Source organism: Paucisalibacillus globulus DSM 18846 (assembly GCF_000482485.1).
GTDB lineage: Bacteria > Bacillota > Bacilli > Bacillales > Amphibacillaceae > Ornithinibacillus > Ornithinibacillus globulus.
In genome coordinates this window covers 1-20238 of sequence record NZ_AXVK01000039.1, presented here as the reverse complement: position 1 = coordinate 20238, position 20238 = coordinate 1, and the positions used below count along the sequence as shown (strand labels likewise).

Annotated in this window: 20 protein-coding genes; 6 read left to right on the top strand and 14 right to left on the bottom strand. The window is 36.2% G+C overall.

Annotated features, from left to right (window positions below; all coding sequences use genetic code 11):
• Positions 1-32: 32 nt before the first annotated feature.
• The gene (locus K332_RS0111580; protein WP_026907595.1) at positions 33-497 is read left to right on the top strand and encodes a VanZ family protein; all 465 of its coding nucleotides are present in this window, start codon (positions 33-35) and stop codon (positions 495-497) included.
• Between the two features lie 335 nt (positions 498-832).
• Here the strand turns inward: K332_RS0111580 and K332_RS23955 are convergent, their stop codons facing one another.
• Together K332_RS23955 and K332_RS23280 are read right to left on the bottom strand one after the other, a co-directional pair.
• A complete protein-coding gene (locus K332_RS23955) occupies positions 833-982 on the bottom strand; it encodes a hypothetical protein (RefSeq protein WP_156914186.1) in 150 nt (49 codons plus the stop codon).
• Between the two features lie 984 nt (positions 983-1966).
• The gene (locus K332_RS23280) at positions 1967-4153 is read right to left on the bottom strand and encodes a sensor domain-containing protein (protein ID WP_051359436.1); all 2187 of its coding nucleotides are present in this window, start codon (positions 4151-4153) and stop codon (positions 1967-1969) included.
• Positions 4154-4435: 282 nt separating this feature from the next.
• Between K332_RS23280 and K332_RS0111565 the strand changes: the two genes are divergently transcribed.
• Together K332_RS0111565 and K332_RS0111560 are read left to right on the top strand one after the other, a co-directional pair.
• A complete protein-coding gene (locus tag K332_RS0111565) occupies positions 4436-4888 on the top strand; it encodes a threonine/serine exporter family protein (RefSeq protein ID WP_026907594.1) in 453 nt (150 codons plus the stop codon).
• Between the two features lie 58 nt (positions 4889-4946).
• A complete protein-coding gene (locus tag K332_RS0111560; protein ID WP_156914185.1) occupies positions 4947-5588 on the top strand; it encodes a hypothetical protein in 642 nt (213 codons plus the stop codon).
• A gap of 26 nt (positions 5589-5614) precedes the next feature.
• On the opposite strand, the gene K332_RS0111555 is transcribed toward K332_RS0111560, so the two are convergent.
• On the bottom strand, positions 5615-6949 hold the full coding sequence (locus tag K332_RS0111555; protein WP_036688764.1) for a hemolysin family protein: 1335 nt from the start codon (positions 6947-6949) through the stop codon (positions 5615-5617).
• A 384-nt stretch (positions 6950-7333) separates the two neighbouring features.
• Between K332_RS0111555 and K332_RS0111550 the strand changes: the two genes are divergently transcribed.
• Positions 7334-7522, top strand: coding sequence for a YjfB family protein (locus tag K332_RS0111550; RefSeq protein ID WP_026907591.1), 189 nt, complete (start codon positions 7334-7336; stop codon positions 7520-7522).
• A gap of 49 nt (positions 7523-7571) precedes the next feature.
• On the opposite strand, the gene K332_RS0111545 is transcribed toward K332_RS0111550, so the two are convergent.
• The 7 genes from K332_RS0111545 to mreB form a co-directional block, all read right to left on the bottom strand.
• Positions 7572-7928, bottom strand: coding sequence for a hypothetical protein (locus K332_RS0111545; protein WP_026907590.1), 357 nt, complete (start codon positions 7926-7928; stop codon positions 7572-7574).
• A 412-nt stretch (positions 7929-8340) separates the two neighbouring features.
• Positions 8341-8760, bottom strand: a complete 420-nt coding sequence (gene fabZ / locus K332_RS0111540; protein WP_026907589.1) for a 3-hydroxyacyl-ACP dehydratase FabZ — start codon at positions 8758-8760, stop codon at positions 8341-8343.
• Between the two features lie 163 nt (positions 8761-8923).
• Positions 8924-9310, bottom strand: a complete 387-nt coding sequence (locus K332_RS0111535) for a hypothetical protein (protein WP_036688762.1) — start codon at positions 9308-9310, stop codon at positions 8924-8926.
• 173 nt (positions 9311-9483) lie between these two features.
• Positions 9484-9996: a DNA-directed RNA polymerase subunit beta gene (locus K332_RS24480; protein WP_245604669.1), complete on the bottom strand. Its 513-nt coding sequence runs from the start codon at positions 9994-9996 to the stop codon at positions 9484-9486.
• 153 nt (positions 9997-10149) lie between these two features.
• A complete protein-coding gene (locus K332_RS0111525) occupies positions 10150-10971 on the bottom strand; it encodes a flagellar hook-basal body protein (protein WP_026907586.1) in 822 nt (273 codons plus the stop codon).
• Between the two features lie 28 nt (positions 10972-10999).
• Positions 11000-11803 carry a flagellar hook-basal body protein gene (locus K332_RS0111520; protein ID WP_026907585.1) on the bottom strand — a complete coding sequence of 268 codons (804 nt, stop codon included), beginning with the start codon at positions 11801-11803 and terminating at the stop codon, positions 11000-11002.
• Positions 11804-11939: 136 nt separating this feature from the next.
• The gene (gene mreB / locus K332_RS0111515; RefSeq protein WP_026907584.1) at positions 11940-12944 is read right to left on the bottom strand and encodes a rod shape-determining protein; all 1005 of its coding nucleotides are present in this window, start codon (positions 12942-12944) and stop codon (positions 11940-11942) included.
• Between the two features lie 576 nt (positions 12945-13520).
• Here mreB and K332_RS0111510 point away from each other — a divergent pair.
• The gene (locus tag K332_RS0111510; RefSeq protein ID WP_026907583.1) at positions 13521-13976 is read left to right on the top strand and encodes a chemotaxis protein CheX; all 456 of its coding nucleotides are present in this window, start codon (positions 13521-13523) and stop codon (positions 13974-13976) included.
• Positions 13977-14152: 176 nt separating this feature from the next.
• Positions 14153-16195, top strand: a complete 2043-nt coding sequence (locus tag K332_RS23625; protein WP_156914184.1) for a methyl-accepting chemotaxis protein — start codon at positions 14153-14155, stop codon at positions 16193-16195.
• Positions 16196-16409: 214 nt separating this feature from the next.
• Here K332_RS23625 and spoIIID read toward each other — a convergent pair whose 3' ends face one another.
• The 4 genes from spoIIID to spoIIQ all read right to left on the bottom strand — a co-directional run bounded on the left by spoIIID (position 16410) and on the right by spoIIQ (position 19847).
• The gene (gene spoIIID, locus K332_RS0111500; RefSeq protein WP_026907581.1) at positions 16410-16685 is read right to left on the bottom strand and encodes a sporulation transcriptional regulator SpoIIID; all 276 of its coding nucleotides are present in this window, start codon (positions 16683-16685) and stop codon (positions 16410-16412) included.
• A gap of 684 nt (positions 16686-17369) precedes the next feature.
• Positions 17370-17495: a hypothetical protein gene (locus K332_RS24705; protein WP_281170921.1), complete on the bottom strand. Its 126-nt coding sequence runs from the start codon at positions 17493-17495 to the stop codon at positions 17370-17372.
• 86 nt (positions 17496-17581) lie between these two features.
• Entirely contained in the window at positions 17582-18616 is a 1035-nt protein-coding gene (locus K332_RS0111490) for an AimR family lysis-lysogeny pheromone receptor (protein ID WP_026907580.1), read from the bottom strand.
• 316 nt (positions 18617-18932) lie between these two features.
• Positions 18933-19847: a stage II sporulation protein SpoIIQ gene (gene spoIIQ / locus K332_RS22400; RefSeq protein WP_036688758.1), complete on the bottom strand. Its 915-nt coding sequence runs from the start codon at positions 19845-19847 to the stop codon at positions 18933-18935.
• Between the last annotated feature and the right edge of the window lie 391 nt (positions 19848-20238).

Sequence of the window (20238 nt, the reverse complement as noted above, 5' to 3'; positions counted from 1 at the left end):
ACTTCATTAATAATTAAGAGAGTGGGGATTGGATGAAAAAAGTATCCAAAGTTGTTTTTAGGATAAGCTTCTTGCTTTATTTAATTGCTCTGGTATTTCTATTATTCATAGATTCAAGAGCATATTATTGGCAAGACATATCATTTTTAAATTACATTAAGGAATCATCTAATGTAGTTCCATTTAAAACAATATCAACATATATTAAAGCGTTATTTGACCAAAGTATGAATTTAGATATACCAATTAAAAATCTTGGAGGAAATTTAGTTATGTTTCTACCAATGGGTATTTATCTTCCATACTTTATCAAAAGGTTAAGTAAAATTAGATTGTTCTTGGCTTCAATGGTTACGGTATTATTTATGGTTGAAATAATACAATTAATAACAAGAAAAGGAAGTTTTGATATTGATGATTTCATCTTAAATATGTTAGGAGCTTTGATAGGCTTTACAATTTGGAATTCGAAGGTTATTCAAAAACTACTGAAGTAACATTTCTCAATCAATTTTGGGGTTTTTATCAATTAGTAGTCCCTTTCAATGCCTTTAATACTATTATAATAACAAGATGATATCTTTATTATTATGTATCATCTTGTTATTTTTTATAACTCGAACAGCGATGTGTAACTTTAAAGTATTATAACCATACTTTAAAGACTCGTATTATTAGGGCGTTGGTAAATGACATAAATTAACGCCATAAGTACAAATATAAAAGTGAGGTTTTATATAATGAGATATCGATATGTAGGGATTCATTTGAGATCCAAATAAAAAAAGGGTGGCCATACTATAGCAAAACTACTCCCTGATCATCTGAATAACTAGTTAGATTCACTGTAAATGCTAGGGATATAACAAAATACAATACATTTCAAATTCATACCAGTCAATTCGTCTATTTCAAAAACAATGTTATCTAATGTTTCTTTTGGTGCAGCAAGGTATTCCTTTTTCTTTTCTCCTATCAGCACATCAATATATCCTTTAGAATGGACTAGGAAGATTTTTAAAATTGAATGTAAAAAAGTAGAAAATAGAAATATATATGAATAGAAATCTATTTATTATTGTCTCGAAGCCTTTACCATTAATTATATTAATTAAACGTTCAACCTAGGAAATGTTTGTAGTCTTCTTTTAAATGTACAATCAAATCTAGATGTTAGCAGTAAAGCCTACCTTGTTGAAAAGTGTAGACTTTTTTACGTTTAGTTATCCTTTGGTTAAAAAGTATTTTGGATTATTTTATTTGGAGTCTCTTCTTTAGCAATCCCGTCCGCTTACACATTCTATAAAATATTATTACTAGAGCTTCTGCATAAGCTCTTGGTTCCACTTCACTTCTATTTTCTTAATCAAGATTATCATTTGGATTCCCCTTTTTTATACACATCACCTGCGTACCTATGTGATTTCTTATCCCCATCCCTCATTCCACCTCTAGTATTCAGGACACTATTCTAATCAAAGGAGTCTAATTATGCCTGTCCTATAATGAGTAGTGCGGAGTTTTGAGCCACTGTATGCGGACGTTTGAGCCAGTAATTGCGATAGAGAGATCCACCACTAATATTTTGCCATAATTAGCGCAGATATTATAGTCCGCCACCATTGACTTAACTTTTGTCCGTGTTGAGGAACAATTGCAAATCTGTCATAAATAATACCAAAGTGGCACACCTGCTCAAGTATTGTAGCACGTACAATCCGATTCTAAGCATTCGCTGGCGGGGCCCCGACCCCTTCCACCAAATGCAAAGAATCAGGCGTTACAGTCAATGGCAAGCAGCTCCGCTCTGGCTCTGACTCTATTCTTAAAGAGCAGTTGTATACTAGTGGCTCTCAGCTCTGCAAATGGTGGCTCTATTTTCCGCAATCAGTGGCTCAAAATTACGCATAAGCGGCTCAATTCATCCGCAATAATCACCCCCAACCCAGAGAACAGGCATTTACTATCATTTCCTCATCTTCCGCAACCGGTCCTTCTCCACCTTCACCGGATCTGGATTCAACACGCCTTTTACTAATAATTGCTCAAAGTCCGCTACTGGCACTGGCCTTGAAAATAGATAGCCTTGGATAAGGTCGCAGTTACGATTTTTTAAGAAGCGATACTGCCCGTATTCCTCCACGCCCTCTGCAATAACCCTCATCTTTAATCCCTTTGCCATTTCCATCACGGATCCAACGATGATATTATCTTTTTCAATTTGGCCATCACGGCTTTGGATAAATACTTGATCAATTTTTAATGTGTCTGCTTGGTACTCTCTCAAATAATTTAAAGATGCAAATCCCGTACCAAAATCATCAATCGCAACTCGTATCCCAAGTTCCTTTAGCTCAGCAAGGGTGTCGATTACAATCTTTTCATTTTTCAGTAGTGACCCTTCTGTGATTTCCACACCGAAATAGGCAGCAGGCACTTCATACACTTCTAGCTGGCTCTTCACATATTCTGTAAACCCTTTTTTCATCAGACGGATTGGCGAGATATTGACAGAAACAGGGATGAGTTCTAATTCTTTATCCTTCCACTCCCTAATTTGGGAACATGCTTCTTTTATTACCCAATCACTGATGTCGTTAATTAAGTGGTTTTCTTCGGCAATCGGGATGAATTCACCTGGAGAAATTAAGCCCCAATCCCGATGGTTCCAACGAATTAATGCCTCCGCTCCCATGATTTCCCCAGTTTGTGTTTCTACTAGTGGCTGGTAATACAGTTCGAAATCTTCTCTTTCTAGGGCTTCCAACATTTCATTTTCCAATCTTAATTTACGTTGGAATGCGGTATCCTTTGAGTAAGAGTATAAACGGAAGGTATTTCTTCCACTTTTCTTAGAATAACTTAATGCGAAATGGGCTTTTTCCATTAAGGTTTTACTGGAATTCCCGTCCTCTGGATAAAAACTAACCCCAATACTTGAGGTCATATTGATCTCATATTCATCAATCGTTATCGGTTGTTTAATATCATTGATTAGGTTTTCAATTAACGAAATAAGTTTCTCTTTTGACCTATATTCTTCAAATAGAATAATAAAATCATTGCTCTTCAAGCGTGCAACGAAGCTACTCTCCGGTAGGATTAATAACAGTCTATTTGCGATTGTTTTTAATACTTCATCACCAACATGATAACCGAGTGAAGCATTTATTTGAGAAAAGCGATCCAAGTTTAAAAATCCAAATGCGAACGGCTTTTTTTCGTTAAATAAGCAATGTAATCTTTCATCTAGGCTTCGTTGATTCGGAAGCTTTGTTAACAAATCGTGATTTGCTGTAAATTTAAGCTGTTCTTGAAGATTCACTTCATCTGTAACATCGGTTTGCATACCAAAGATATGGGTTATTTTCCCATTAGCATCTCGATATGGCACGGTATGGCATGTTAACCATTTCTCTGTTCCATTTTGATGATGAATCCGGTAGCGCATGTTGACGGATGCCCCGGTTTCTAGTACATCAATTGCTGTTTGGCGAACATATTCTTTATCATCCTGATGAACATATTTCTGAATCACATATCGTATATCTAGTTGTTCTTTTTCAAACGATTCGATTGGGTAGTCATAAAGGTCTGTTAACCCTTTTGAAGCATAAATTAATTTCCCTGTATTAAACTCACTTACCCAAACCCCAATATGTAAATGTTCAAATATTAACTTTAAGCTTTTGTTTTCGTTTATCATTGCTGTTTCTTTTTGTTTATATAATGTAATTTCTTTTATGATAAATCCGATTCCCTCTACAGCTCCACTTTGAATTTGTAAAGGAACCATTATCATGTCAAAAAACTGTTTTTTTCGTTTTATTACAACTTCACATTGTGCAGTATTTCCATTTTGAGCATGTCGGAAAGCAGTCTCCATTTTCTGATAGGACTTTTTTAGTAAGAACCCCTTGAAATCGACAATATTCGCTACGTTCATGAAAGGAGTGATCTCTTTTTCATTTTTTGAACGTAAATCCCCATCCGAAGAGAATACCATGATTAAATTAGGAGCATTATTTCCTAGTGACGCATAGTGGTTTAGTAGTTGTTCTGTTAGATTGTCTCGACTATTGTTTCTATCGGTTAGGTTGTTCTGAAATAACAATCGTAATGTGTCTAATTGTGTCGAATCGGTCATCGCCATGATAGCTCTCCTTTAACTTAAAATAGGAAAATACTCTCCTTCTAATCTAAATTATAGTATAAAGGGCCTTTATTTCAAACAGTTATCTTAATATTCTATAGTTATTTCGTATTTAGTAACTACAAAATCTACCTATTTTTCCTAAAATTCGTCATATTTTAACATATATTTCCATTAGGAGGGGGTTTGTTATAATTTACTTCCTAGTCTATTCATAGATTGCGAGTGGCGTTTGGTTAGTTTACAATAGGTAAGATGTAAAATGTTACGGAGGTTAATGGAATGGCAATTTTAGCCCAGCTTATTACGAGTTTTATTTCTTCTGCGGGGTTTGGCATATTATTTAATGCACCAAAGAAAGTATTATTACAATGTGGATTCAACGGAATGGCCGGTTGGATTGTGTATTATTTGTTAGTGGAAAACGAAGTAGACGCAGTAGCAGCAACCATTATTGCAGCTATTCTAGTCGCAATGATCAGCCGCTTCTTCTCCAAACTATATAAAACACCCATCATCATCTTTAACGTATCCGGCATCATTCCACTCGTACCAGGAGGAATGGCCTACAATGCCATGCGTAGTTTTGTACAAAATGATTACATACACGCCGTTCAATACTCTGCCAAAGTCATGCTTTTAGCAGGCGGTATTGCAATGGGTCTAATGTTTTCTGAAGTATTAAACCAAATTATTGTCAAGACCTCAGGAAGGAAGAGGCGGACACAGTTGTAGCAAGGGAATGGGACTTTAATGGCTAATGATTGTGTGTAATGGCGGATGTTCGCGCATTATGGCCGATATTTCTGGAGTTTGGCGGATGTTCGCGCATTATGGCCGATGTTTCTGGAGTTTGGCGGATGTTCACGCATTATGGCCGATGTTTCTGGAATTTGGCGGATGTTCACGCAGAATGGACGATGTTTCTAGAATTTGGCGGATGTTCACGCAGAATGGACGATGTTTCTGGAGTTTGGCGGATGTTCACGCAGAATGGACGATGTTTCTGGAGTTTGGCGGATGTTCACGCATTATGGACGATGTTTCTGGAATTTGGCGGATGTTCGCGCATTATGGACGATATTTCTGGAGTTTGGCGGATGTTCACGCATTATGGCCGATGTTTCTGGAGTTTGGCGGATGTTCACGCATTATGGCCGATGTTTCTGGAATTTGGCGGATGTTCACGTGGAATGGACGATGTTTCTGGAGTTTGGCGGATGTTGGCGCATTATGGACGATATTTCTGGAGTTTGGCGGATGTTCGCGCATTATGGCCGATATTTCTGGAGTTTGGCGGATGTTCGCGCATTATGGCCGATATTTCTGGAGTTTGGCGGATGTTCACGCAGAATGGACGATGTTTCTAGAATTTGGCGGATGTTCACTCGGAATGGACGATATTCTTTATTATTACAAGTTTTCCTCTAAATAAAAAAGAGAGGGCTTCAAACCCTCTCCTTATTCTTCCTCTTCATCCTCAGGTAATTCTACTCGAGTGACTAACACTTTATCCACCCGCACATGGTCCATATCCACTACTTCAAGTTTTAAATCTTCTACCTGAATGGAATCATTTACTTTTGGGATATCGCCTAGGTAGGTTGTAATGTAACCTCCAAGGGTGTGTGTGTCACTTCTTAACTCTTCTAATTCATCTATGTCAAAATATTTTTTAAATACTTCTAGAGATATTAGTCCGTCTGCTAGCCAAGATGTTTCATCACGTTGGATGATTTTAGGATCTTCTAAACCTGGCATGTCTCCAACGATGCTTTCAATAAAGTCATGCAGAGTTACAAATCCTTCAATTCCACCGTACTCATCAATAACGACAGCCTGGTGCATACCGGAGTCTTTTATTCTTTCCAATGCTTGAAATGCCATCATTGTTTCCGGAAGAACAAGCGCTTTTTCAACGCAGTCCTTTAGGTTGAAATCTTTTCTTTTAATTAATTCTGTGAAAACTACCTTCGTATGAATGATACCTTGGAAGTTATCTAGACTTCCATCCCCGACTGGAAATGCTGAGTGACTGCTTGTACTCATAACTTCAAGGTTTTCTTCCAGTGAATCCTCTAGGTCAATCCACTCTAGATACGTCCTTGGGGTTAGGATGTCGCCTAAGCGCTGATCACCCATATAGAAGATTTGTTCCACCATTTCGTGTTCGATTTCTTCTACTACACCGCTGTATACACCTTGTTCAATCAACTGAGTAATTTCTTCCTCAGTTACATCTGGTCCATTATTTTGTTTTACACCGAACAATTTCAGAACCAATTCGGTTGATTTACTTAACACCCAAATAAGTGGTTTCCCTATTTTTGAAAAATAGTACATCGGTTTTGCCACTTTAAGTGCTGTTTTTTCAGGATTGTTCATTCCAATTCGCTTTGGAACTAATTCACCAATAATTAGCGATAAATATGTTGTTATTGCAATAACAACAAACATACTTATTTGTGAGCTAAACGGGGCGAGAGCTTCAATTTTTGCAACATGGGGAGCTAATTGGCCAGCAATTGTTGCACCTCCAAATGCACCTGTTACAACTCCAATCAAGGTAATTCCGATTTGGATTGTTGATAATAGCTGGTTCGGATGTTCTGCAAGTTTAAGTGCAAACGTTGCTCTTTTATCTCCGTCCTCTGCTATTTTTTCTAACCTTGCTTTTCTAGAAGTTACAATTGCAATTTCCGTCATAGCAAAAATACCATTTGCAATAATTAATATAAGAACAATACTGATGGATATCAGTGGGACGTCCAAAATGCCATCACCATACCTTTTCATTTTTTAAAACTACATAAAAATTAAATCATATTTATTCCATTGAGTCTAATTTTAACTACTTAATTGATAATTATACTGATATTGGATGGATATCTGGCAACCAACTTTTCTACATCCCTGTTCATACTTAAAACAACTATAATAACTTCACGGAATTGGTACATGAATAGCTATCTTTTTAGTGGTGTTCAAGCCTTTAAACACGTAAAGAAAAGTTATGGAGGACAAGAAAATTTTATAAATTAACACCAAAAGCACAAGATGATATTAACCTTCTGGATAATTTTTATTACGATACTTATATTTAAGATATCTTCTCTATGTGATAAAATGAAACGAAGATAATAGTTTATTTAAGCCTAACGGATATGAGGAGGTTTTCATATGGATATTGCAGCACTTTCTGTCGTTATGGCAAATAGCCAAGTTCGCTCAGATGCTAGCCTGGCAGTCATGACAAATATTAAAAATCTAATGAATCAACAAGGAAACCAGTTAACAGAAATGTTAAGTCAACCAGTTGTAGAAGCTCCACATCCGACGCTTGGAAAAAGTGTAGATATAAAGCTGTAGAAATAAGGAAATCCCCTAGCTGAGCCAGGGGATTTTTACTTTAGTATAATTAGCTATTGTTATCGTCATCTTTATTATTGTCTGGACCTACTTCATCGCCACCGTGGTTATCTCCATCATCACCTAAGTTATTACCATCTTCACTACCATTATTGTTATCATTATTGTCGTTGTCTAGGCCATCCTCGATGTCCTCTTCCACATCGTTAACATCATTTTCAATGTTATCTTCCATGTCATTGACATCATTTTCAAGATTATTGTCGTTACCGTTATCATCTTCTTGATTTAATGGCGCTTCATTATCATCATCAATTGGATCTGTATCATCATCATTCCCACAAGCTGCCATTAACGATAAAGCTAAAATCGGTGCACCTAATTTAATAAGTAATTCCTTTTTCATGACATTTCCTCCTTGTTTTATAACTTATCGCAATTAGTTTAACCCGATTTTTACATAGTAATACAGATTTTTTACAGAAAGTTAATGTTTTTAGAGGAACCCTAGGGAATTATGTCGAGTTTTGGGTGGTATAGAAGCAATTTTCTTGGGGAGGATTTTTCGAGTACGTGCCCTATCCTGATAAACATCTGACCGTTTATTGAAAACTTCTGCCCTAACCCGATAAACATCCGACCGATTAATGCAAACATGCGCCCTAGTCTGTTAAACAAGCGACTGATTAATGCAAACTTGTGCCCTTACCTGATAAACATGGGACCATTTTACAAAACAAGTGCCCTATCCAAATACTAAAACCCAATCACAAAAAAATGCCACCACAAACGCAAATATGGCAGCATTTTCTTATTCTTTATTTAATCGCAAATGTAATCTCCGCTTCACAAGCAAGTTCTCCATCAACCGTAGCGATGCCTTTACCTTTTCCAATCGGTCCTTTTACTCGAACGATTTCCACTTCAAGTCTTAATTGATCTCCAGGCATCACTTGGCGCTTAAAGCGACATTTATCAATACCAGCTAAGAACCCAATTTTTCCACGATTTTCTTCTTTTCCTAACATAGCAATTGCTCCTGTTTGAGCTAATGCCTCCACAATTAAAACACCAGGCATTACTGGATAGTCAGGAAAATGCCCTTGGAAAAATGGTTCATTTGCTGAAACATTTTTAAGCCCAATTACACGTTTTCCTTCTTCCATCTCTAGTACTTTGTCCACGAGAAGGAATGGGTAACGGTGGGGAATTGTATTCTTGATTTCGTTTATATTCAACGTAAACTCTCCTTTATGTATGCTTTTTCTTATTATAACAAATAATTAATGTTTGGTATTAGTATTAAGTACTAATTTAAATTAGAGCTCATAATCTCCTCACTTTTTAAACAGGAAAATTGATAATCCATAGTTATAACTGAAACAATCCAAAGAAATCCCTTTAATGCCTATCAATTATTATCCTATCTTCAGCGGGAGTAAGATACTCATTACCCTCAATTGTGAAATCAGCACCATGACGTTCTACTTCAACATATTGAACAACCTTATCATCATTCATGAATACAAGTAAGTATATATCGTCCCTCATATTAATATTACTTGGGTCATTAAAGTTAACCCCTAATTGTTTTTCTATCTCCTTTTGGGTACTATAAGGCGTAAAAAGGAATGCCTTCTCCCAATCAAAAGACGTCATTTGATTAAGGCTAATGTCATTATTGCTATTATTTTCTACAAGCGAAAGTATGGAGATTTCTAAATCTGTATTGTGTTGGACATTACTACATCCAGCTAGTAATAATATAAGAACGATGAATATAGTCATTAATTTCCTGATAACAAATCTCTCCTCCATCGGTTTTTAATGTTTTCTCTGAGTATTCATTTAAATTCTAACATAAGATTCTGATTTATTTAACGTTGGTTGAAATATCATCCATTTCCTTCCAATCTAGACAATCAAAAAAACCTGCACTCCAGCGTGAGTACAGGTTATTATTATCTTTCCTTAAATACGATATCAATTATATGTTGCCATGTTTCCCATTCTAATGCATCTCTTGGTTCACCATCACCAAGTCCACCGTAACCAAACATTAATCCAGCAGTTAAAGCAGCTATAGAGAGTGCTACGACAATAATAAGACGAAGCCAAATTGGGAAAATACGTATTCTTGGCTTTTTATTTTTGCGTTTCTGTATTTTATGCTGTTTCTTTTCTGCTTTTCGCTTTTTCTTCTGTTCTTTTCTAGTAAGCTTTTGTGTTTCTGTCATTTCGACTTCCGCACTCGCAGATCGTCTTCTTCGCTGCTCTTTTTCTTTTTCTAAGGAAGATTCTTTATCAGAAGAAACCTCTTCCACTACTTTTTCTGCAGGTTTCGATTCTTCTTCTTTCACACTTTCAACTGGAACTTGTTTAGACGGAGCTACCTCTGCCTCAACTTGTGTTCCTTCTGTAGGTGCTTGTGGCGTTACTTCCTTTGTTTTTTCCATTTGGTCTGTTGTGGACATAACTTGATTCACCTATTTCTACACGCATTATCTCCAAGTACGAATGATGGTACAGCAAAGGCTTTGATAGAACTATGCCCAAATTTTCCGTACAATGCTCTTTTTTATACTATAAGTTATTGGCAACATATACGTCAATCATCTTTTTTCTTATTAAGAACGTAATTGGTTAATTAATCCGCTCATTTGATCACCCATAGAAATGGTCCGTGCATTAAATTGGTAGGCACGTTGTGTTGTGATCAATTCGGTTAATTCTTTTGCCATATTCACGTTGGATGCTTCTAATGTACCACTCTTAACCGAAACCGGCACATCCTGAATGACTTCAGCCTGATTAAACCCAAGTGCAGCTAAATCTGGTAGGCGGAAGTTATTATTTCCTGTTGCTTCAAGTAATCTTGGGCGAACCGCTTCGACTACTGTTAACTGTCCAACAACCTCTGTGTTTGCTCCACGTCTTACCGTAATTTGACCATTTTCTGCTATTTGAATATCATCGAAGCCATCTGCAAATGTAATTTGACCGTTAACTCCCATAACCGGGTCACCGTCTTTAGTTGTCAGCATGACTTGATTATTTTCAAGTGGGCTTAAGTAAAATGATCCATCTCTAGTATAGCGCGTTTCGGTCACATTATTTTCTGTTACTGCAATTTGGAATAAATGATTTGGTTGTGTAAGTGCAACATCAAGCGCACGCCCTGTTTCCTTCAGTGCACCTAGTGACAGGTCCAAGTTGACGGAACCAAGCTTCGCACCTGAACCGACGCGTACACCATCTGGCGTTAAACGGCCCTCCGCATTGGCAGGGTCGGTCATGTTATTAATTTGTTGAAATAAGAGTGAAGAAAAATCCGCATTTCTTGCTTTATAACCTGTGGTTTGACTGTTAGCCAAATTATTTCCTATAAGATCAAGCTTTTGTTGAAGCTGATTCATAGAAACCGCTGCTTGAATCATCGTTCTAGACATGACTTTTCCCTCCTTTAGGATTCGTTAATTAACCGATACGACCGATTTCACTGACTGCTTTTCCTAAGCTCTCATCGTATGCTTTTAGCACACGCTGGTTCATTTCAAATGAACGATAGGATTCCATCATTTGTGTCATCGTTTGTGCCGCATCTACATTAGACTGTTCTAGAAATCCTTGTTGAACTGTGTATGTTACACCCGCTGGTACTGGTCCTGCTTCTCCATTAAAAAGTCCATTGCCTTCTTTTTCAAATTGGTTGGCATCAGCTGTATAGGCAATGCCTAGTTGAACATTCTCTGCACCAAGTTGAAGTTGTCCCTCTGGGGTAACAGTGAATTCCATGCCGCCTGTTTGAATCGGATTACCAGCTTGATCTAACACGTAATATCCTTGTGTCGTTGTTAAAAAGCCTTGTCCATCTACCGTGAAGTTCCCGTTTCTTGTATAACGCGGCTCTCCATTTTCATTTTGCACCGTGAAAAAGATACTTCCAGCTTCATCTGGAAAATTACCATCAATTAGTGCTAAATCAGTGGATACACTCGTTTCTTTCAATGCTCCCTGCACATAATCTGGCACATATTCTTGTACGTAAACACCAGTATTGATGGATCCAATTGGATTTTGTACCGGCAGATTTCTTGCATTTTTCGTTGGTACTGTTTGAGAACCCATTTGGTATATGAGCATTTCGGGAAACGATCGTATGGTAGCTTGGTCTGCTTTATAACCTGGCGTGTTAGCATTGGCAATATTATTTGCTAATGCTTCCTGTTGTCTTTGCATAGATAGCATTCCGCTTGCTGCCGTATAAAAACCTCTTAGCATCACAATCGCCCTCCTTTATTAGAAAGTAGTGGGTAGGAACTCGTTTTTAGAGTTCCTTAGAAAAACTCGCATTCACTAAAGGATAAGCGAATGCGTTCGTTTTTCTTAAGATAGTAGTCTTAACTACCAACTTACATTATATAATACTTCTTCTACGTTCAATCTTATCAATATTTTCCAACATGATTCCTGTTCCTTTTGCCACGCAATGCATTGGCTCTTCTGCAAGGAATACAGGGACTTTTAATTCTTCTGCAAGTAGTTGGTCAATTCCATGAATCAACGCACCACCACCAGTTAAGATAACCCCACGGTCAATGATGTCTGCTGATAATTCAGGTGGTGTACGCTCAAGAACAGCTTTTGCACCTTGTACAATCATATAAACAGATTCACGAAGAGCTTCTTCAATTTCTTCTGAATAAACTGTAATGGTACGTGGAAGCCCAGAGACCATATCACGGCCACGAATATCCAATTCCTCTTTACGAGAACCTTGGAAAACTGTTGCGATATTAATTTTAATATCTTCAGCCGTACGCTCTCCGATTAAAAGCTTGTACTTCCGCTTGATGTATTGAAGAATTTCCACGTCAAATTTATCCCCAGCCATTTTAATAGACTCGGAAGTTACGATATCACCCATGGAAAGGACTGCAACATCTGTTGTTCCTCCACCAATATCAACAACCATATTTCCACTTGGCTGATAAATTTCCATACCTGCACCAACTGCAGCAACCTTTGGCTCTTCTTCTAAATAAACTTTTTTACCGCCAGATTTCTCAGCAGCCTCTTTAATTGCCTTTTGCTCCACCTTCGTAATGTTCGTTGGGCAGCAGATCAGCATTCTCGGCTTAGAAAGAAATCCTTTTACATTAATTTTATTTATAAAATGTTTTAACATTGCTTCAGTCAAATCAAAATCAGCGATAACACCATCTTTAAGAGGGCGAATTGCTTCTATATTACCTGGAGTCCGTCCAACCATACGACGAGCGGCTTCACCAACCTCAAGTACTCTGCCGGTGTTACGATCCAATGCTACTACCGATGGCTCATCTAATACTATTCCTTTTCCCTTCACATGAATCAACACATTAGCAGTTCCAAGGTCAATCCCTATATCCCTAGAAAACATCAAAATCCTCCTCATTTATTACGTTCTGCACCTGTCCGAAAACACAATGCTACTTATATCATATATTACCACAAAATGTGACATAAAACTGCAATATTTTTTAAAAGAAATGGAAATTTTTGTTTAGGAGTAGAAGATAAGGGGTATCGTTTAGGTTTTGATATATTTAAGCAGGTTTTTATATGTTTGTTTATTACGGTACAAAAGGATAAGTATTTAGTCTGATTATATGAATTTTTAATTACGCTTAATAAAACTTTTAATACGAATAATCGGAATATAATTATTTCCGTAATATAAGAAAAAGGTATTGTAATATTACTATTAAGTAATTAATATAAATTATGTTTATTAGGTATATTCTCCTATTAAACTATGCCTTCCATTGATATTCTCAAGGGTTAAATAACTAGGTTAATGTCAAACACATAAGACCAATACGGAACAAGTTTTATGTGTCACACCATCTGCCTGTTATTTAATATTACATACTACTACAATCACACCACGCTATTTGAGAATATACACCAACAGAATTACATCATGATCATTAAGTTATAAAGGGGACTTTTATAGTTGAAAAAGACAGAAAATAGTAAAGCTATCACTTATCTGTTAAATGGGACAATCACATCTATAAAAAACATTGTTCCACTGGAGCAGAAGCTTTCAAAGCCTGAACTTCTAGTCGATAAGCTAACACTACCATTTGGAGTCTTAATTGGAATTACAGGAGATGTTAAAGGCCAATTAATTTTATCTGGCGACTCCAATGTTTTCAGCTCAATTGCAGAAGTAATGTTTGGTATGCCTTTAGAAGGCGAAATGCTTACCTCATTTAGTGGAGAGCTAGGGAATATGATTGGTGGAGGACTAGCAACAAGTATTGCAGAGAGTGGAATAAACATTGATATTACCCCACCCACTATTATGAGTGGACAAACTACTTTATCAGGGTATACAAAGACTATTTCTTTCCAAGTAGTGTTTCCCGCTAGCAGAAATCTTTCTATTTACTTTTTGTTAAATTAAAGTGGAATAAAGAACAATATAAACCGGATACCATGCATTGTTTGAACTGATATATTGGATATTGCATAAATGTCAAGCCCACCAGAAATGAGGATGATCCATTAGGGAAAGTTTTTTCATAATCTTTTAAATAAAACATTTTTATATTTATTTTAAACTTGAGGGGAAGAAAATTAATGATGAAAATCAAATCAAATAAAAATCTCAAAAAAGGCAGATTTAGTATTGGTAGCTTTTTTAGTAAGTCAGTACAAAACCAAATACTATTTCCTTTTCTAATTCTTATTATTCTTACTGGAGGTATTGTAGCCTTCGTAAGTTATAACTATAGCGTAAAAATTACAACAGATGAATTATCTAAAAGTGTCGAGTCCCAGATGGAAAGTATGGATACTACTTTCGAAATGTTCTTTGAAAATATCGCAAACACTTTAGAACGTTTTACCTCTAAGGAAGATATAGTCAATTATTCCACAGAAGATCGAAATAACGTATTACAGTATTTTAAAGAAACACAAGAAACCACCCCATCCATCGGTAGTATTTATGCGGCAATTGATAAATCTGGGGAAGTTATCATATATCCAGAAGCAGATCTTGGTGCCAATTTTACTGTAAAGGATCGTTCATGGTATCAAGAAGCTATACAAGCTGATGGAGAAGTAATCTGGACTGAGCCATATGTGGATGCCAGCACAGGAAACACGGTTGTTACTGCTGCCAAGGCTTATTATAATAATGGAAACCTTGAAGGCGTTATTGCATCTGATGTGTTTGTTGATACGCTCATTAGCATGATAAATGAAATTAAAATCGGGGAAACAGGATATGCTGTTATTTTCGATAAATCAGGGAAACTTCTTGCTCACCCGGATAAAGATTATGTCGGCAAGGATGAGTCAGGAGAAGACTACTACAAAAAGATAATAAGTGCCGGAGAACGAGGAATTATTGAGTATCAATTTAATGGGGAAGATAAAATAATTGGATTTAATAAGAATGCTACTACCCATTGGATTATTGGTGGTACTGTTTATACAGATGATTTTAAAGAAAAGGCACAATCCATCATCACACCGATTTTGGTTACTCTAAGTATTGTAATTATCCTATCAATCTTCGTATCAATAATTGTAACTAGAAGAATCACAAAACCAATCAAAAAGGTCATGGAAAGAATGACCAGTATTGCTCAGGGTGATTTAAGCCAGGAACCACTATCTGCTAAGTCCGAAGATGAAATTGGTCAACTAGTTCGTGCAACTAACGAAATGAATCACCAGATGAAAGGACTATTAAATCAAATTCATGAAGTCTCTGAAACAGTCTCCGCTCAAAGTGAAGAACTTACACAATCCGCAATGGAAGTAAAAACTGGTTCTGAACAAGTCGCAACTACCATGCAAGAATTAGCATCAGGTTCTGAGACTCAAGCTGATAGTGCTAGTGATTTAGCATCTGGAATGAATACATTTGCAGAAAAAGTACAAGAAGCTAATGAGAATGGTTACCGAATTGAAGAGAATTCAAAAATAGTACTAAATATGACTAAAGATGGATCAGAGTTAATGAAAATGTCTATCCATCAAATGGATAAAATTGATACCATTGTATTAGATTCTGTTAAAAAAGTACAAGGACTGGACAAGCAATCACAGGAAATTTCAAATTTAGTTACCGTAATTAAAGACGTTGCCGATCAAACTAATCTACTTGCTTTGAACGCTGCAATCGAAGCTGCAAGGGCTGGAGAACATGGAAAAGGATTTGCTGTAGTAGCTGATGAAGTAAGGAAACTTGCTGAGCAAGTATCTGATTCTGTCACAGATATCACAGATATTGTAAGTACCATTCAGAAAGAATCTGATCTTGTATCAGAATCTCTCCAAGTTGGATATAAGGAAGTTGAACAAGGAAAGGCACAAATAGAATCAACTGGTCAGACTTTCGAAGGTATTAATGAAGCTGTATCAGAAATGGTTAACAGTATTACAACAATTGCATTAAACTTAGCAGAAATAGCTGCAAATTCGCAAGAAATGAACGGTTCAGTCGAAGAAATTGCATCTGTTTCTGAGGAATCTGCTGCAGGAATCGAACAAACAGCTGCCTCTGTTCAACAAACAAGCAGCATTATGGAAGAAGTAGCTGCAAGCTCCGAACATCTTGCTAAGTTGGCAGAACAATTAAATGAGTTGGTTAGACAATTTAAACTATAAGATATACTTTAAAAGTGAAAAATTAACAGTAAAAAACGCACCTGGTACTGCTCCCAAAAGTAAGAGTTTCGAACTTATTTTTGGGGACAACTACCTCTTTTGGTGCGTTTTCCACTTTACCGAATCCCTTCTAACTTCCAATCCAAAACTTCTTATCAAGATTTAAGTACTCTCTACCATCCACCTCCTTTAGAAGATGAAACCATGTGATGAACTAGTTTACGGTTGTTGCTTTTTCTGCATCGCTGGTTTTGTACTTCTTGCGGGTTGCCTCTCCCCCGCGTAAATGTCGGATGGATTTGTGGTACTCTAGGATTTCTTTTACCTTTTGAGCTAGCTCTGGGTTGATCTCTGGTAATCTTTCGGTTAAATCTTTATGGACTGTGCTTTTAGAAACACCAAATTCTTTTGCTATCACTCGGACGGTTTTCCTCGTTTCGACGATATGTTCGCCAATCCTGATAGTTCTTTCTTTGATGTAATCGTGCACACCGTTCGCCTCCCTAGTTGAATATTTCCTGAGGTGTAGACATGAGACTAGGTGATTCCTAAAATGAACTATGCCATTTTTCGGTAGTCCATCCTTAAAGCAACTGCTAGGATGGATGTTTAGTGGCTTGATAATGTGGTTACTTTAGGAGTTGAGTTACATATTTAAAACAACTAGTGAACAACAATACAAAGATGGTTAGAGTAAATAAACGACTAAACTTTTAAGATATTTTTATAAGCCAATATGTAATCAAGCAATTAGGATGTTTTTTAAAGAGCCACATAAGCTCTCACCTCAGACTTACTGAATGCTTGGTTTGTAACATTTTATTATCGGATAGTCAGGATTATGATAAAAAAGGATGGAAAGATAAAGAGGACAAGATGTTTTTTATTTTATTTTGAATTTTTCTTCATTTTACCTTAAAAAGAACTCAACATAGTAAAAAGTGCAATCGTTCGCCCTTGAACTAAACAATAACTTTTATAACCTCATTTCAGATTAGAAAAACTCACATTCGTTCGTCCTTTAACGAGTGTGGTAATTTTTCTTATGTCGGCGGAAAGTGTTTATACTTTCCTACCTACAAAAAAATAAAACCAAAAGTTCTATACCATATAGATGTATAGAACTTTTGGTTTTTATATGAATGGGTTCAACTTATTTAATCTGGCATTTATTTCAACCAGTTTTTTCTAAATCCCCGTACTCTGGGTCGGCATATAAAGAACTAGCAGGGTGAATTAATGTGAAAAGCAATGCAAAACCTAATAATGCGGTAAAAAAGATAGTTTTGATTTTTTTCATGATATTCCTCCTCCCTTAATTCTATCAATACAAATTCAAGTTGAATCCCATCAATACTATTTCTTTCTTATTCCTAATTCTTATCTTTATAGTGCCAAGTTTTTTATTGCATTTAACGGTAATCTGCTAAAGAAGTAGTCACTTCTTTCGACGAACATACCGCATGATTCCGATAAAAGGTTTTTGTCCTTCTTAGCAAGGCCCATATAATACATCTTAAATGGACTTTCTTTATAAATATCTTCTAATAACTCAATTGCTTTCTCATTATTTCCTTTTGCAATTTCTAGATGTGCTTGTTCACTAATATCATCAGTAACCACTCCATTTGGTTTACCAAAGTGAGCTGCTAGAAATGGGATTGAAAAATTTTTAATTAAGCGGATGGAATTTTCTAAATTAAACTTTTCAGCAATTTTTAGTGCTTCTTTTAAGTGATACATACCTTGATAATATGTATCAAAGGAATAAGACAATGCTAAATTCATATGCAAGTTAATTTTTGTGGTTGGATTGTTTGTTTGGTTTAGTGCTCTAAAGGCATATTTTCTTGCTATAATTAATTCATTTCGTTTCCAATAATAAACAAATAACTTTTGATAAATCCTTAAATTAAAGCATGAAAGGATAAAATTATCTTGAATTTGTTCAAACAATTCTTGTTGCTTGTTCAAAAGGTTCCCTATCTTCCCAAAATCCAGTTGACTAAAGTATGTATCCACGATAACAAGTTCAATTAAGCATTTTATTTCTGGGTCAGTAGGGACCATTTCTTGTAAATGAGTACGCATTTCCCCTGCTGAATATTTTCTATCACGTCGATCCATGATAATTTGATAAACTTCCGACCATAATTGATTGGATGGATTATTGGAAAGTTGGTTTTTAGTGATTAATACTCTTAAATCTTCGTAAAAACCATTCATGTACAAGAACTCCATACCTTTTCTCTTTATTTCATTAGATGTTGATTGCAAACAGAATTTTCGAGTTAAATCAATTACTTCATGCTCTTCATGCTCCTGGGACAGTAGTAGGATAATTTGTCCAATGGTTAATTCAGCGCTTTCTGAAATTGGCGTCATATCCTCCGGCATTATGCTTATGTTTCCATAACTCATTTTTGGTGAATCCGTCCTTTCACAACGATACCTAGGCGTTTAATAGATATTTATATTTATAAAAAGATACTAGAGTGTTAAAAACACTGCTGTCTATTAAATGTGATATATTAAATTCTAGTAAATTCTTGCAATATAATAGTAACATATAAATCAATGGTAAAAAGGTATAATCGTTCGACATATTTCTTATTATAACTAGATATACGAAGGACTTTTGACAGATTATGGAGTTGTTTGTTCCTAGGAAGTTTGAGGGAATAGTATTCTAAAAAAAGAAATCCTAGTATGTTAATCTACTAGGATTTCTTTTCCATTATTCTTGTGAATCAGTTGAACTTTCGTCTGCTGGATTTTCAGTAGATTCCTCTTCAGTTGATTCATTCGTTGAATCTTCTTTTGAATCTTCTTTAGATTCCTCATTCGATTCTTCTGTTTCAGACTCGGTTGTCTCTTCCTTATCTGCTTCAGAATTTGGGTCAGTTGAATCTACTTCTTCAGAGGAAATGCTTGACGTGTCCTCTTCAGAAACATCTTCAGATTCCGTACTTTCTAGCTTACTTACTGGTTGATTAAAGAATTCTTCAGGGTTAAATACCTTTTCATCTTTTCTGATTTCAAAATGTACATGTGTACCATTGTTTTGACCGAAGATATTTTCTCCAGCTGTAGCAATGACATCACCCTGTTTTACTTCATCACCAGCTTTTACACCAACTTCTCCTAGACTAGCATAATAGGTTGATACCCCATTATCATGTGATAGAACGACAACATTACCTAATAAAGGATCTTCTTTGACCTCCATAACTGTTCCGCTTAGTGCTGCAAGTACATCAAATGCTTCACCGTTTGGATAGACGATGTCAACTCCTGTACTTTGGTAATAGCGGTTGTTATGAAGAATCAGTGCACTTTCTCGATCTTCTTGGGATGCATCGTAATCAAAGAATTTTGTTACGATTTCTGCTTGTTCCTGATCTGCTACAGGCATCTTAATGACTTCCTGTGATTCCATTACAGGTGCTGCATCCTCATCATGTGGATTTGGTGTATAATTGTCACCTACTTGATCTTCCCCAGCTTCTGGTAATTGATTATCAATATTTTGGTACCAAACTACTACTGCCAATAGAAGTGCAGCAATTGTTAAGTATACCGCAGGGAAAAACCACTTTTTACGAAAAATAGATTGGCCACCTTTTTTTGGCGCTTTGTTTTCCTCTTTCATTAATTCATCACCTCTTCAACCATTCTGAACAGAAAAAGAAAAATCTATACATTTTCTAAAACTTTTTTTCTAATTTCATGCATTTTTTATATTACTTTGGGGATATTAAGGGTTTCGAGCAGAAGTTGAGGTAGTTTTAGGATGGTTTTAAGGGGGGATTTACTAGAATAGTTGGTGCGGTTTGGGTACTGGTGGTGCTATGAACAAAGTTAATGAAAAGATGGTTGCTTTTATTGTGGGCAATTAGACAGAGTTTACTGAAATGCGGGGAGTCTGTCTTTTAGAATGGCCCTATTAGACTGAATTTGCGCAAATTCCGGAAGTCTGTCCTTTAGACGGGGTCTATTAGACAGACTTTAACGAAATGCCGGAAGTCTGTCTTTTAGACGGG

What these genes read in the sequence shown, in the direction of transcription:
- K332_RS0111580 (WP_026907595.1), top strand. Translation starts at nt 33, where the DNA reads ATGAAAAAAGTATCCAAAGTTGTTTTTAGGATAAGCTTCTTGCTTTAT.
- K332_RS23280 (WP_051359436.1), bottom strand. Translation starts at nt 4,153, where the DNA reads ATGGCGATGACCGATTCGACACAATTAGACACATTACGATTGTTATTT.
- K332_RS0111565 (WP_026907594.1), top strand. Translation starts at nt 4,436, where the DNA reads ATGGCAATTTTAGCCCAGCTTATTACGAGTTTTATTTCTTCTGCGGGG.
- K332_RS0111560 (WP_156914185.1), top strand. Translation starts at nt 4,947, where the DNA reads ATGGCCGATATTTCTGGAGTTTGGCGGATGTTCGCGCATTATGGCCGA.
- K332_RS0111555 (WP_036688764.1), bottom strand. Translation starts at nt 6,949, where the DNA reads ATGAAAAGGTATGGTGATGGCATTTTGGACGTCCCACTGATATCCATC.
- K332_RS0111550 (WP_026907591.1), top strand. Translation starts at nt 7,334, where the DNA reads ATGGATATTGCAGCACTTTCTGTCGTTATGGCAAATAGCCAAGTTCGC.
- K332_RS0111545 (WP_026907590.1), bottom strand. Translation starts at nt 7,928, where the DNA reads ATGAAAAAGGAATTACTTATTAAATTAGGTGCACCGATTTTAGCTTTA.
- K332_RS0111535 (WP_036688762.1), bottom strand. Translation starts at nt 9,310, where the DNA reads ATGACTATATTCATCGTTCTTATATTATTACTAGCTGGATGTAGTAAT.
- K332_RS24480 (WP_245604669.1), bottom strand. Translation starts at nt 9,996, where the DNA reads ATGTCCACAACAGACCAAATGGAAAAAACAAAGGAAGTAACGCCACAA.
- K332_RS0111525 (WP_026907586.1), bottom strand. Translation starts at nt 10,971, where the DNA reads ATGTCTAGAACGATGATTCAAGCAGCGGTTTCTATGAATCAGCTTCAA.
- K332_RS0111520 (WP_026907585.1), bottom strand. Translation starts at nt 11,803, where the DNA reads ATGCTAAGAGGTTTTTATACGGCAGCAAGCGGAATGCTATCTATGCAA.
- mreB (WP_026907584.1), bottom strand. Translation starts at nt 12,944, where the DNA reads ATGTTTTCTAGGGATATAGGGATTGACCTTGGAACTGCTAATGTGTTG.
- K332_RS23625 (WP_156914184.1), top strand. Translation starts at nt 14,153, where the DNA reads ATGATGAAAATCAAATCAAATAAAAATCTCAAAAAAGGCAGATTTAGT.
- K332_RS24705 (WP_281170921.1), bottom strand. Translation starts at nt 17,495, where the DNA reads ATGAAAAAAATCAAAACTATCTTTTTTACCGCATTATTAGGTTTTGCA.
- K332_RS0111490 (WP_026907580.1), bottom strand. Translation starts at nt 18,616, where the DNA reads ATGAGTTATGGAAACATAAGCATAATGCCGGAGGATATGACGCCAATT.
- spoIIQ (WP_036688758.1), bottom strand. Translation starts at nt 19,847, where the DNA reads ATGAAAGAGGAAAACAAAGCGCCAAAAAAAGGTGGCCAATCTATTTTT.